We start from the raw sequence: 12,762 nt of genomic DNA, 5'->3' as shown, positions 1-12,762 counted from the left end.
CGTGAGCGGCACCGAGCTGGCCGGCGGGCCGGTCACCGCACCGGCCGGGGGGCTCAGCACCGCTGAGGCCGCCCGGCGCCGGGTCCCCGGCGGGAACCGGCTGCCGGTCGAGCGGCCCCCCTCCCCGGTCCGCCTGCTCGCCGCGCAGCTGGTGCACTTCTTCGCGCTGCTGCTGTGGGGCGCCGCGGTGCTGGCGGTGGTCGGCGGGATGCCCCAGCTCGGGATCGCCATCGCGGCGGTGGTGGTGCTGAACGGGGTCTTCGCCTTCGTCCAGGAATACCGCGCCGACCGGGCGGCCGAGGCGTTGCGCGACCTCGTGCCCCACCGGGTGACCGTGGTGCGGGACGGGCAGCGCCAGCAGGTCGACGCCGTCGACCTGGTCACCGGCGACCTGGTGGTCCTCGAGGCGGGCGACCGGATCGCCGCCGACCTGCACCTGCTGGACGTGCACGGGTTGCGGGTCGACGAGTCGCTGCTGACCGGGGAGAGCCAGCCGGTCGACGCCGAGCCCGGCCGCAGCGTCTACGCCGGGTGCTTCGTCACCGAGGGCGAGGCGACCGCGGCGGTGACCGCCGTCGGCGGCGACACCCGGCTGGCCGGGATCGCCACGATGACCCGCACGGTCGAGCGGGCGAAGACCCCGCTGAGCCGGGAGCTGGACCGGGTCGTGCGGGCCATCAGCCTGCTGGCGGTGGGGCTCGGCGCCGTCTGCTTCGGCGCCGGGCTGCTGCTGGGCATGCCGGCCCGGGACGGCTTCCTGTTCGCCGTCGGGGTGACCGTCGCGCTGGTGCCCGAGGGGCTGCTGCCCACGGTCACCCTCTCCCTCGCCCGCAGCGCCCAGCAGCTGGCCCACCAGCACGCGCTGGTCCGGCGGCTGGAGTCGGTGGAGACGCTGGGCTCCACCACGTTCATCTGCACCGACAAGACCGGGACCCTGACGCAGAACCGGATGGCCGTGGTCGCCGTGTGGACCCCGGCCGGCACGGTCGCGGTGCACGGCAGCGGGTACGAGCCGACCGGCCGGGTCACCGGGCCGGGACCGGCGGTTGAGGCGTCCCGGGAACTGGCCCGGGTCGCGGTCCTCTGCTCCACCGGGCGGGTGCGCCGCACCGGTGAGGGCTGGACCGCGGTCGGGGACCCGATGGAGGCGGCGCTGCACGCGCTGGCCGGCCGGGCCGGTGTCCCGGACGCGCAGCTCGCGGTGCCCACCGGCCGCCGGTTCCCGTTCGACCCCCGACGGCGGCGGATGTCGGTGGTCGCGGGCGGGGTGCTGTGCGTCAAGGGCGCGCCCGACACCGTGCTCCCCCGTTGCGCCGCCGCGCCCGGCGCCCGGGAGGAGGCCGAGCGGCTCGCCGCCGACGGGCTCCGCGTGCTCGCCGTGGCCGAGCGGCCTGCGCCCCCGGCGGACGTACCCGACGCGGACACCGCCGAGCGGGAGCTCCGGCTGCTCGGGCTGGTCGCGCTGCAGGACCCGCCCCGCGACGGCGTCGCCGAGGCGATCGCCGAGTGCCGGCGGGCCGGGATCGCGGTCGCGATGGTCACCGGCGACGCCGGGGCCACCGCCGCGGCCGTCGCGCGGCAGGTCGGGCTGTGGCAGGCCGGTGGCAGCGTGGTGGTCGAGGGGCGGGACCTGCCGGGCGACCCGGCCGCGCTGGGCGCGCTGCTGGACCGCGACGGCGCCGTCGTGTGCCGGGTCGCCCCGGAGGACAAGCTGCGCATCGCCCAGGCGCTGCAGGCACGCGGGCACGTGCTGGCCATGACCGGCGACGGGGTCAACGACGGCCCGGCGCTGCGGGCCGCCGACATCGGCATCGCCATGGGGGCCAGCGGGACGGACGTCGCCCGGCAGGCGGCCGACCTCGTGCTGCTCGACGACCACTTCGCCACCGTCGTCGCCGCCGTCCGGCAGGGCCGGACGACCTTCGCCAACATCCGGCGGTTCCTCACCTACCACCTGACCGACAACGTCGCCGAGCTCGCCCCGTTCGTGGTGTTCAGCGTGACCGCCGGAGCGGTGCCGCTGGCCATCGGCGTGCTCCAGGTGCTGAGCCTCGACATCGCCACCGACCTGCTCCCTGCGCTCGCGCTGGGCGCCGAACCGCCGTCACCCCGGGTCCTCGACGGCCCGCCACCGCGGCAGCGGCTGGTCGACCGGCGGCTGCTGGGCCGGGCGTTCGGCGTGCTCGGCCCGGTCGAGGCGGTCGTCGCCCTGGGCGCCTTCCTGACCGTGCTCGTCGCCTCCGGCTGGGGCTACGGCGACGAGCCGGGCGCCCGCGTGCTGGCCACGGCGTCCGGGGCCGCGTTCACCGCCATCGTGCTGGGCCAGGCGGCCAACGCCTTCGCCTGCCGCAGCAGCAGCCGGCCGGCCTGGCGGCTGGGCTGGCGCACCAACCCGCTGCTGGTCGGTGCGGTGGGCGTCGAGCTGCTGGTCCTCGCCGGCATGGTCGGGATCCCGCCGGTGGCCGACCTGCTGGACCAGCGCGTGCCGTCGCTGCTCGGCCTGGCCGTCGCCGTGCTCGCCGTCCCCGCGGTGCTGCTGGCCGATGCGCTGGCCAAGGCACTCGCCGCCCGCCGGTAGCCGGCGCGGGGGGCGGGGGCGGGCATGGCCGCGGTCATCGAGGTCCAGGGGCTGGTGAAGTCGTTCGGGCGCACCCGGGCGCTGGACGGGCTGGACCTGGAGGTCGCCCCGGGCGAGGTGCACGGTTTCCTGGGCCCGAACGGGTCGGGGAAGTCGACGACCATCCGGGTGCTGCTGGGCCTGCTGCGCGCGGACGCCGGCCGCACCCGGCTGCTCGGCGGTGACCCGTGGCGGGACGCGGTGGCCCTGCACCGCCGGCTGGCCCACGTGCCCGGGGACGTGGTGCTGTGGCCGAACCTCACCGGTGGTGAGGTCATCGACCTGCTCGGCCGGCTGCGCGGCGGCGCTGACCGGCGGCGCGTCGACGAGCTCCTGGAGCGCTTCGACCTGGACCCGCGGAAGAAGGCCCGCACCTACTCGAAGGGCAACCGGCAGAAGGTGGCGCTGGTCGCCGCGCTCGCCTCCGACGCGGAGCTGCTCGTGCTCGACGAGCCGACGTCCGGCCTGGACCCGATCATGGAGGCCACCTTCCAGAGCTGCGTCCGCGAGGTCCGGGCCGAGGGGCGCACCGTCCTGCTGTCCAGCCACGTGCTGGCCGAGGCCGAGGCGCTGTGCGACCGGGTGAGCCTCATCCGCCGGGGCCGCACGGTGCAGACCGGCTCGCTCGCCGAGCTGCGCCGGCTGACCCGCACCTCGGTGACCGCCGAGACCGACCGCCCGGTCCCCGGGCTGGCCGACGTGCCCGGGGTGCACGGTGTGCGGCGCACCGGCGGCCGGGTGAGCTTCGACGTCGACAGCACCCACCTGGACGACGCCCTGCGTCCCCTGGTGGACGCCGGTCTGCGCAGCCTCACCAGCGCACCGCCGACGCTCGAGGAGCTGTTCCTGCGCCAGTACGGTGACGAGCTGGCCGCCGCCGGGGACCTGGAACGGCTCCCGTGACGCCGCGCCGGGACGTCGCCGGCACCGGCGTCCTGCTGAGGTTCGCCGTCCGCCGCGACCGGGTGCGGCTGCCGGTCTGGGTGCTCGCCGGGTCGGCGCTGATGTGGGCGCAGTCGACGTCCAACCAGTCCTTCTACCGGACCCCGGCGGCGCTGGCCGCCTACCGGGCGTCGGCCGGCAGCAACGCGGCGAGCATCGCCTTCTCCGGGCCCCCCGTCGGGCTGGGGACCGTTGCCGGGACCGTCGCGTTCGAGATCTCCGGCGTGCTGGCGGTGCTCGCCGCGCTGATGGCGACGTCCACCGTGGTGCGGCACACCCGCGCCGACGAGGAGGCCGGGCGCACCGAGCTGCTGCGGGCGGGCCGGCTCGGCCGGCACGCCCCGCTGCTGGCGGCGACCGGGGTGTCGGCGGCCGCCTGCGCGCTGCTGGGGGCCGGGATCGCCGCCGCGGCCGCGCTCAGCGGTCTGCCCGGCCACGGCGCGGTCGTGCTCGGCGCGGCGACGGCCTCGGCCGGGCTGGTCTGGACCGGTGCGACCGCGGTCTGCGCCCAGCTGGCCGGCGGGGCCCGCAGCGTGTACGGGCTGGTCGGCGGTCTGCTGGGCGTCGCCTTCGTGGTCCGCGCCCTCGGGGACGTCACCGGGGACGGCGCGTCCTGGGCCTCCCCGCTCGGCTGGGCGCAGGCGACCCACCCGTGGTCCGACGACCGGTGGTGGCCGTTGCTGCTCCCGCTGGCGGCCGCCGCGCTGTCGCTGGCCGGGGCCCGGGCGCTGCTGGACCGCCGCGACCTGGGCGCGGGGTTCCTGCAGCCGCGTCCCGGACCGGCCACCGCCTCCCGCGCACTGGGCTCCCCGCTGGGCCTGGCCTGGCGGCTGCAGCGCGGCGCGCTGCTGGCCTGGGCCGTCGGGGTGGCGCTGCTGGGCCTGGTGTACGGCGGCCTCGCGGAGTCGGTGCGCACGCTGCTGGCGGACAACCCCGACGCCCAGGTGTTCTTCCGCGGCAGCTCGACGGCCGAGCTCGTGGACTCCTACCTCGGCGTGACCGTCCGGATCGCCGCGCTGCTGGTGACCGCCTACGCGGTCTCCGCCACCTGCCGGGCGCGCACCGAGGAGGCGGCCGGGCGCGCCGAACCGCTGCTGGCCGCCGCGGTGGGCCGGGCGCGCTGGCTCGGCAGCCACCTGGTCGTCGCGCTGGGCGGGGCCACCGCCCTGCTCGTGCTGGACGGGCTGGCCACCGGCGCCAGCCGGGCGGTGGCCACCGGCCGGGCGGGCGAGGTCGGCCGGCTCACCGGCGCCGCGCTCGGGTACGTCCCGGCCGTGTGGGTGGCGGCCGGCTTCGCCGCGGCCCTGGTCGGCGCGGTCCCCGCGGCCGCGGTGCCCGCCGCGTGGACGGCCTTCGGCGGGCTGCTGGTGGTCACGCTGTTCGCCGACGGCTTCGGCTGGCCGGCCTGGGTGGGCGACCTGTCCCCGCTGCTGCGCACCCCGACGGTGCCCGCGCAGGCCTGGTCGGCGGCACCGCTGCTGGCCCTGGCCGCGGTCGCCGCCGGCTTCCTGGCGGTGGCGTTCGCCGCCGTCCGCCGGCGGGACGTCGCGGCCGGCTGACGACCGGGGTCAGGCCGGGGTGGCCGCTTCCGTGGCGCGGTCGGCGACCGCCCGTCCGGTGGCCCGCATGATGTGCCCGACGAAGGGCTCGACGACCGTCCAGTACCGGGCGAACCGCCGCCGGGAGTCCTCGTCCGGCACCGCGGTGCGGGCCTCGTAGCTCAGCAGCGTCCGCCCCCGGCCGTAGGGCCGCAGCGAGAAGTTCGCCGCGATCCGGCCCCAGCCCGGCTCGTCGAACGCCGCGAACTCCGCGGCGCTCCCGACGTCGCGCCAGGTGATGTCCGGCTGCCAGAACCGGCCCACGGCGCCGAAGGCGATCTCCCGCTGCTCGCGGCGGCCCAGGTCCAGCCAGCCCTCCATCGCCATGTCCCCGCCCACCACCAGGCTCACGGGCTCCGGCCGGTCCCGGGTGCCGCGGAGCCGGGCCGGCAGGCCGCGGGCCCAGAAGGCGGCGTCCAGCAGCGGCGTGTGCACGGTCATCAGGTCCGTCGCCAGCAGCGCGGCCCAGGTCGAGGCCACGTCGGCGTCGACGACGAGGTGCTCGGCGTGGGTGGTGTCGAACCGGTTCAGGGCGTCGTCGATGATCATCGGCCCGTCGTCCGGGACGGGCGTCGGCGTCCCCGCTGCACCGGGGACTGCCTGCGAGGTGCTGTCCATGACGTCAGGCTCCGGCGGGCCCGCAGGCGGGGGCAGTGACGTTGGGCCCTCGTGCCCGGGACCGCCGTCTTCTCCTGGGCGGCGGTGCACCGGCGCACGCTGGGGAGACGCAGACGGGAGGGGTGCCATGGACGTCCACCGCAGCCCGGCGCCCGGCTCCGCCGCCGGCGTCCGGCAGGCGCTCGCCGACGCGGCCGAGGCAGCCGCGCGGGCCCCCTCGGTCCAGGACACCCGGCCCTGGACGCTGGTGGTCCACCCGGACCGGCTGGAGCTGCTGGCCGACCGGTCCCGGCAGCTGCCCGCCACCGACCCGGAGGGCCGCGAGCTGCTGGTGAGCCTGGGCGCGGCGCTGCTCAACGTCCGGGCGTTCCTGGCGGCGGCGGGGTGCGCCGTCGAGGTGGACCGGTTCCCCGACCGCGGCGACCCCGACCTGGTGGCCGTCGTCCGCCCCGTGCGCGGAGACCCCGACCCGGACCTCGCCCGGCTCGCCGACGCGGTCCCCCGGCGCCACAGCGAGCGGCGTCCCTACCGTGCCGAACGGCTGCCCGCCGACCTCCTCGCCCAGCTCACCGCCGCGGCCGCGGCGGAGGACACCCAGCTGCGGGCGGTGGTCAGCGACGCCGTCCTCCGGCTGCTCGGCCGGCTCACGCACCAGGCGGACGCCGTCCTCACCCCCGACCCGTATCGGGCGGACCGGCCCCGCCGCTGGACCCCGGACCCGTTCCGCCCCGGGCGGTCCGGCGTCCCCGCGTCCACCGGGGAGACCTTCCTCCTGCTGACCAGCCGGAGGGACGACCCGGTGGCCTGGGTCCGGGCCGGCGAGGCGCTCGAGCGGCTGCTGCTCCTGCTCACCGTCCGCGGCTGGGCCGCCTCCCCGGTGACCCAGGTGATGGAGGTGCCGGCGACCCGCGACCACCTGCGCGCGGCGCTCACCGCGGACGCGCACCCGCAGACGATGCTCCGCGTCGGGCACGTGCACGAGCCCGGCCGGGCACCCGCGCCGCAGCCACCGCGGGACGTGCGCCACGGTCCGCTGCCGGACGGTCGGGGAGGCACCCGGTGGACGTGAGGAGACCCCGGCAGGCTCGGGTGGCCGGCAGCGGTGCGCTCACCGACACCATCCAGCTGGACCTGGTGGCCGCCCGCCAGGACCTCGCCACGGCCCGGCTGGTGCAGCAGCTGGGCGACACCCCGGCCGCGCGCCAGCAGGTCGCCGCCTGCCTGGCCGAGCTGGACCGGTTGCTGGACATGTGGAACGACGCCCGGCCGACCGGGGGCTGAGCCGGTGGGCGGCTGGCTGCTGCGCTACGAGGGGTTCGACCCGGCGGCGGAGCGGCTGCGCGAGGCGCTCTGCGCCGTCGGCAACGGGCGGTTCGTGACCCGCGCCGCCGCGCCTGAGCGGCGCGCCGACGCCGTGCACTACCCCGGCACGTACGCCGCCGGCGTGTTCAACCGGCTGACCGACCAGGTGGCCGGGCAGCGCGTCGAGAACGAGAGCGTCGTCAACCTGCCGGACTGGCAGTCCCTCACCTTCCGGATCGACGACGGCGAGTGGCTCGACCTGCGCCGGGTGGCCGTCAGCGGCTACGTCCAGGAGCTGGACCTCCGCCGCGGGGTGCTCACCCGCCGCTTCCGGATGACCGACCCGGCCGGGCGGCGGACCACCGTGGCCCAGCGGCGCCTGGTCTCCATGGCCGACCCGTACCTGGCCGTCCTGGAGACGACGGTCGTCGCGGAGGACTGGTCGGGCCGGCTCACCGTGCGGTCCGGGCTGGACGGACGGGTGGAGAACCGCGGGGTGCCGAGGTACGCCGGGCTGCGCAGCCGGCACCTGGTCCCGGAGCGCGCGTGCGTGCCCGACGGTGCGGACGGCGTGCTGGGACTGGTGGTCGAGACGTCGACCTCGCGCACCCGCATCGGCCTGGCCGCCCGCCACCGGGTCACCGTCGACGGGCGGCTCGCCGAGCCGGCGACCGCCCCGGTCGCCGTGCCGGACTCCGCCGCGGTCGACCTCACCGTCGAGCTCGCCGCGGGCGGTCGCGCCACGGTGGAGAAGACCGTCGCGCTGTGCACCTCACGCGACCACGCGCTCGCCGAGCCCGGGGACGCGGCGCGGGAGCAGGTCGGCGCCGCCGGGGACGTCGAGCAGCTGCTCGGGCGGCACGTGCTCGCCTGGCGCCGGCTCTGGAACCGCTGCGACGTCGAGATCGACGGCTCGCCCCGCGCCGCGCTGGTGCTGCGCTTGCACGTGTTCCACCTGCTGCAGACCCTCTCCCCGCACAGCGCCGACCTCGACGTGGGGATCCCCGCCCGGGGTCTGCACGGTGAGGCCTACCGCGGGCACGTGTTCTGGGACGAGGTGTTCGTCCTGCCGTTCCTGTCGATGCGCCTGCCCGAGGTGGCCCGGGCGGCGTTGCTGTACCGGTGGCGCCGCCTCCCGCAGGCCCGGGCCGCCGCCCGGGCCTGCGGGAGGCGCGGTGCCATGTACCCCTGGCAGAGCGGGTCGACCGGACGCGAGGAGTCGCAGGCGCTGCACCTCAACCCCCGCTCCGGTCACTGGGTCCCGGACCACTCGCACCTGCAGCGGCACATCGGGCTGGCCGTCGCGTACAACGCCTGGCGCTACTACGAGGCGACGGCGGACCTGGACTTCCTCGCCGGGCACGGCGCGGAGGTGATCGTGGAGGTGGCCACCTTCTTCGCCGACCTGGCCACCTACGACCGCGCCGACGACCGCTACACGATCGCCGGTGTCATGGGTCCGGACGAGTACCACGACGCCCTGCCCGGCAGCAGCGAGCCGGGGCTGGCCGACAACGCCTACACGAACGTGATGGCGGCCTGGGTGCTCGCGCGAGCGGCCGACTGCCTCGACGTCCTGCCGCCGACCCGCCGCCAGGAGCTGCTCGACGAGCTCGGGGTCGGCCCGCGGGACCTCGTCCGCTGGGAGCACGTGTCGCGCAAGCTGCGGCTGTGCTGGCACGACGACGGGGTGCTCGGCCAGTTCCGCGGCTACGAGCAGCTCGCGGAGTTCGACTGGGCCGGCTACCGCGAGCGCTACGGCGACCTCAGCCGGCTGGACCGCATCCTCGAGGCGGAGGGCGACTCCACCAACCGGTACCGGCTGTCCAAGCAGGCCGACGTGCTGATGCTGTTCCAGCTGCTGACGGCGGACGAGTTCTACGCGGTGCTCGACCGGCTGGGCTACGCCCACGACCGGCAGACCATCCCCCGCACGGTCCGGTACCACCTGGACCGCACCTGCCACGGGTCGACCCTGTCGCGGGTCGTGCACGCCTGGGTGCTGGCGCGCAGCAACCGGCGGCGGGCCTGGGACTACTGGCTGCAGGCGCTGGAGAGCGACGTCGCCGACGTGCAGGGCGGCACGACCGGGGAGGGCATCCACCTCGGGGCGATGGCCGGCACGGTCGACCTGCTCACCCGGGGGTTCACCGGGCTGGAGACCCGAGGGGACGTCCTGGGCGTCGACCCGTGCCTGCCCGAGGGGCTGCGGCGGCTGCGCTTCCGGCTCACCTACCGCGGGCAGCCGGACCTGGCGGTGACCATCACCCCCACGACGTTGACCATCGGCGGGGACGCCCGGACCGACGTCCTGCCGCTGCGCGTGCGCGACGCCGAGCACCGGTTCGACCCGCGGGGCGGTGTCCGGGTGGAGCTGCACCGGCACGGCAGCGAGCACCCCGAGCACCCCGAGCACCCAGAGCACCCCGCGGCCGGGGTCCAAGGACCGCCGCCCCGGTGACCGGCGACCCCGGCGCGCGCCGCCGGCCCGGTGGGAGTCTCCGCTCACCACCACCGAGGGAGCCCCGATGACCGAGCCGGCCGACGCCGCCCCCGCCCTGCCCGCCGGCGTGGTCCTGGGGCTCACCGGGACCCCGGCCGACGAGCCGGGGCTGCGGACCGCGCTCACCGAGGCGCGGCGCCGAGGCCTCCCCCTGCACCTGCTGTGGCCCTGCCCCCCGGCCGGCCACGCCGTGCGCACGGTGGGCCGCCGCGCCGAGGCCCGGTACCTGGAACGGGTGCGCTCGGTGGCGGCCGCGGTCCCCGGGAGCACGGTCACCGCGGAGCTCACCACCGTCGCCCCGGCCCGGGCGCTGGTCGCCGCCTCCCGGACGGCGGGTCTGCTCGTGCTGCGCCCCCACGCGCCGAGCGGGGCACCCCCCGGGTACGACCCCGTGGTCCGGGACGTCGTCTGCCACGCCCGGTGCCCGGTGCTGGTGGACCGCACGCGCCGCGACGGCTGCCCGACCGACGGCCACGGGCTGCGCGGCGTCCCCGGCGCGCCCGCCGAGGACACCGGCGGGGTCGTCGTCGGGGTGGACGACGGTGCCGCGGACCACCTGCTGACCGCCGCGGCCGCAGAGGCGCGGCGCCGCGGCACCTCGCTGCTGGTGGTGCACGCGGCGCCGGCCCGGCAGGCGTCCGGGCCGGCGGCGCGGCTCTCCCCGCCCGGCCCCGGCCGCCGGCCGGCCGGGGCGGGCACCGGACGCGGCCTCGCGGACGCCGTCGACCGGCTGCGCGGGCACCACCCGGGGCTGCGGGTCGACCTGCGGGTGGTCGAGGGGGCGCCGGGCGGCGCGCTGACCGCGCTCTCCCGCGGCGCGGACCTGGTGGTCCTGGGCCGGGCCCGCCGGACCGGGCCGCTGCGGCGCACGACCGGCGCGGTCGTCGACCGGGCCGCCTGCCCGGTGCTGGTGGTGCCGCTGCCCCCGCCGGAGGGCGGTCCACCGCCGTCCGGGCGGCTGCTGAGCGGGGCGGAGCCGCGGTGACCCGCCCCCGCGGGCCGGCCGCCGACGCGCTCCGGCTGGCCGCCGACCGCGCGATGCGGGCGCCGTCGGTGGCCAACAGCCAGCCGTGGCGGCTGGCGCTGTTCCGCGACCGGCTGGAGGTGCTGCTGGACCGCAGCCGGCAGGCGCTCCCCCGCGACCCGGTGGGCCGGGAGCTGGTGCTCAGCGCCGGGGCAGCGCTGTTCAACGCCCGGGTGGGCGTGGCGGGCAGCCACCTGGTCGACGCGGTGCGGCGGTTCCCCGACCCGGCCCGGCCCGAGCTGGCCGCCGTCCTGCGCGCCGAGCCCGGCGTGCCCGACCGGCGCCTCACGGCCCTGGCGCCGGCGGTCGACCTGCGGCACAGCAACCGGCGGCCCTAACTGGGTGGCCCGCCGCCCGACGTCCGGGCCGACCTCGAGGCCGCGGCCGCCGCCGAGGGCGCGGTGCTGGTGCCCGTGCACGGCGAGCGCGACCGGGTGCTCGTCGACCGGGCCACCCGGTTCGCGGGCGCCGTGCTGGAGCAGGCGCCGCCGGCCGCCGGGACGGTCGCCGCGCACCTCGAGGCCACCGGGCCCGCCGAGCACGTGACCCCGCGGTCCGCGCCCGGCGCGGCCTGGTTCGTGCTGACCACCCCCGGTGACTCGCCCCGGGACTGGCTGCGCGCCGGGGAGGCGCTGGAGCGGGTGCTGCTGGAGGTGGTCCGGCACGGCTGGCAGGCCGCCCCGTTCAGCCGGCCCACCGAGGTGCCGGCCGCTCGGACGCTCCTGCAGGAGGGCCTCACCGGTGACCTGCACCCCCAGGTGCTGGTCCGCGTGGGGCGCGCCGACCCGGTGGAACCGGCCCCGCGGCGCCGCGCCGTCGACGTGGTCGAGGACCGCACCTGCTTCCCCGCCCCGCCCGGCGCGACGTGAACCGGCGGGTCCGGCGGGTCCGGCGGGTCCAGCGGGCCTGGGCGGAGCTGGGCCGCGCCACGCCCGACCCGGCCCCCTTCGACCCGGGGGACGTCGCCGACCTGCCGGCCGCCGCGCAGCAGTGGCTGCGGCACGCCATCGCGCCCGGCACCCCGTCGTGGTCGTCGGTCGAGCTGTCGACGACCGGCGAGATCCGGCTCGGGCGGCTCCCCGGGGAGGCTGTCCCCCTGCCCACGTCCTTGCGCGGCGCACGCCGGGCGCGGACAGCACGCGCGCACGACCTGGACCGTCGACGGCGCCCAGGAGACCGCCGAGCTGCCCCCGCACCGGCGTACCGGCTGCTCGGGGCGCAGGTGCTGCGCCGAGGTGACCGTCCCGGCCGTGCGGTGCGCCGGCTGGTGGGCGGGCACCGACCCGCGCCGACGAGGGTGAGTTCTCCCGCGCCCGGACCACCGCCGCGTCCTTCCGCTGAGCCGGCCCGGCACGGCGGGGCGAGGGACCTGACCGCGGGGGACGTCCGCCCCTGCCGACGCCCGTCGGGACCCCGGGAGGCTGGGTGCCGATCCGCCGGCCCCACCCTCCGGCGAGAGGAACCCCACCATGAAGGCCGCCGTCGACCGCAACCTCGACGAGGTCGACGACGCGATGTCCGACGCGATGTCCGACGTGCTGGCCGGCCGGGTGCCGGCCCGCCTCGTCGTCCAGTTCTGAACCCGCATCCGGTCCGACCGGTCCCCGTCCGAGGTGGTGAGTGCACATGTCCCGTGCCCTGGTGGTCTACGAGTCGCTGTTCGGTGACGCCCGCGCGATCGCCCGCGCGATCGCCGACGGGCTGTCGGCGACCGTCCCGGCCGACGTCGTCCCCGCGGCCGAGGCGCCCGCGGAGATAGGACCCGAGGTGGCGCTGCTGGTCGTCGGCGGCCCGAACCACGCGTTCGGCATGCCGAAGCCCGGCACCCGCGACAGCGCGGTGCACCAGCACAACGCCGACGTGCCCGACACGTTCGTCGGCCTGCGCGAGTGGCTGGAATCCGTCCGGGTGCCCGCCGGGACCCGCGCGGCGGCGTTTGACACCCGCGCCGGCGCGCACCCGGTGCTGACGCGGATGGACCACGCCGCCCGGACCGAGGAGAAGCTGCTCGACCGGCTCGGCGCCGCCGTGGTCGCACCGGCCGAGCACTTCTCGGTGGTCGACACCGAGGGCCCGCTGGCCGACGGTGAGGAGGAGCGCGCCCGCCGCTGGGGGCAGACGCTGGCGGAGCTGCTGGCCTCGGTCTGAGCGGCCCCTC

Annotated in this window: 11 protein-coding genes and 1 pseudogene; 11 read left to right on the top strand and 1 reads right to left on the bottom strand. The window is 77.9% G+C overall.

Translation table 11 applies throughout. From position 1 onward, the window contains the following. Nucleotide 1 precedes the first annotated feature (1 nt). Genes AB0J00_RS16820 through AB0J00_RS16810 form a run of 3 tightly spaced genes read left to right on the top strand, consistent with a single transcriptional unit; the run spans nt 2 to nt 5,118 of the window. Entirely contained in the window at nt 2-2,578 is a 2,577-nt protein-coding gene (locus tag AB0J00_RS16820) for a cation-transporting P-type ATPase (RefSeq protein ID WP_357746705.1), read from the top strand. A gap of 24 nt (nt 2,579-2,602) precedes the next feature. After that, nucleotides 2,603-3,520 carry an ABC transporter ATP-binding protein gene (locus tag AB0J00_RS16815; RefSeq protein ID WP_357746703.1) on the top strand — a complete coding sequence of 306 codons (918 nt, stop codon included), beginning with the start codon at nt 2,603-2,605 and terminating at the stop codon, nt 3,518-3,520. Continuing rightward, on the top strand, nt 3,517-5,118 hold the full coding sequence (locus tag AB0J00_RS16810) for an ABC transporter permease (protein WP_357746700.1): 1,602 nt from the start codon (nt 3,517-3,519) through the stop codon (nt 5,116-5,118). The genes AB0J00_RS16815 and AB0J00_RS16810 overlap by 4 nt, the downstream gene beginning before the upstream one ends. A 9-nt stretch (nt 5,119-5,127) precedes the next feature. On the opposite strand, the gene AB0J00_RS16805 is transcribed toward AB0J00_RS16810, so the two are convergent. Continuing rightward, entirely contained in the window at nt 5,128-5,775 is a 648-nt protein-coding gene (locus AB0J00_RS16805) for a hypothetical protein (protein ID WP_357746697.1), read from the bottom strand. A 127-nt stretch (nt 5,776-5,902) separates the two neighbouring features. Here AB0J00_RS16805 and AB0J00_RS16800 point away from each other — a divergent pair, with 127 nt between their 5' ends. The 8 genes and pseudogenes from AB0J00_RS16800 to AB0J00_RS16765 all read left to right on the top strand — a co-directional run bounded on the left by AB0J00_RS16800 (nt 5,903) and on the right by AB0J00_RS16765 (nt 12,752). Then, nucleotides 5,903-6,844: a hypothetical protein gene (locus AB0J00_RS16800; protein ID WP_357746694.1), complete on the top strand. Its 942-nt coding sequence runs from the start codon at nt 5,903-5,905 to the stop codon at nt 6,842-6,844. 20 nt (nt 6,845-6,864) lie between these two features. Then, on the top strand, nt 6,865-7,056 hold the full coding sequence (locus AB0J00_RS16795; RefSeq protein ID WP_357746691.1) for a hypothetical protein: 192 nt from the start codon (nt 6,865-6,867) through the stop codon (nt 7,054-7,056). A gap of 4 nt (nt 7,057-7,060) precedes the next feature. Next, the gene (locus tag AB0J00_RS16790) at nt 7,061-9,538 is read left to right on the top strand and encodes a glycosyl hydrolase family 65 protein (RefSeq protein ID WP_357746689.1); all 2,478 of its coding nucleotides are present in this window, start codon (nt 7,061-7,063) and stop codon (nt 9,536-9,538) included. 67 nt (nt 9,539-9,605) lie between these two features. Further along, complete coding sequence (locus AB0J00_RS16785) at nt 9,606-10,565, top strand: universal stress protein (RefSeq protein ID WP_357746687.1); 960 nt, start codon at nt 9,606-9,608, stop codon at nt 10,563-10,565. Continuing rightward, on the top strand, nt 10,562-10,942 hold the full coding sequence (locus tag AB0J00_RS16780; RefSeq protein WP_357746685.1) for a hypothetical protein: 381 nt from the start codon (nt 10,562-10,564) through the stop codon (nt 10,940-10,942). The genes AB0J00_RS16785 and AB0J00_RS16780 overlap by 4 nt, the downstream gene beginning before the upstream one ends. 63 nt (nt 10,943-11,005) lie before the next feature. Further along, a complete protein-coding gene (locus AB0J00_RS16775) occupies nt 11,006-11,473 on the top strand; it encodes a hypothetical protein (protein WP_357746683.1) in 468 nt (155 codons plus the stop codon). Continuing rightward, nucleotides 11,470-11,667 (top strand): annotated as a pseudogene (locus AB0J00_RS16770) (DUF6544 family protein); the annotation flags it as partial. The gene AB0J00_RS16775 and the pseudogene AB0J00_RS16770, both read left to right, overlap by 4 nt. 563 nt (nt 11,668-12,230) lie before the next feature. After that, entirely contained in the window at nt 12,231-12,752 is a 522-nt protein-coding gene (locus AB0J00_RS16765; protein ID WP_357746681.1) for a hypothetical protein, read from the top strand. Nucleotides 12,753-12,762 lie beyond the last annotated feature (10 nt).

The sequence above is a fragment of the Modestobacter sp. NPDC049651 genome (assembly GCF_040659695.1).
In the GTDB taxonomy this organism is placed as follows: Bacteria; Actinomycetota; Actinomycetes; order Mycobacteriales; family Geodermatophilaceae; genus Modestobacter.
The sequence above is the reverse complement of the archived record's forward strand: the minus strand, read 5'-3'. Positions and strand labels throughout refer to the sequence as shown.

Coding starts and splice junctions, on each gene's coding strand:
- AB0J00_RS16815 (WP_357746703.1), top strand. CDS start 2,603: ATGGCCGCGGTCATCGAGGTCCAGGGGCTGGTGAAGTCGTTCGGGCGC.
- AB0J00_RS16805 (WP_357746697.1), bottom strand. CDS start 5,775: ATGGACAGCACCTCGCAGGCAGTCCCCGGTGCAGCGGGGACGCCGACG.
- AB0J00_RS16800 (WP_357746694.1), top strand. CDS start 5,903: ATGGACGTCCACCGCAGCCCGGCGCCCGGCTCCGCCGCCGGCGTCCGG.
- AB0J00_RS16785 (WP_357746687.1), top strand. CDS start 9,606: ATGACCGAGCCGGCCGACGCCGCCCCCGCCCTGCCCGCCGGCGTGGTC.
- AB0J00_RS16765 (WP_357746681.1), top strand. CDS start 12,231: ATGTCCCGTGCCCTGGTGGTCTACGAGTCGCTGTTCGGTGACGCCCGC.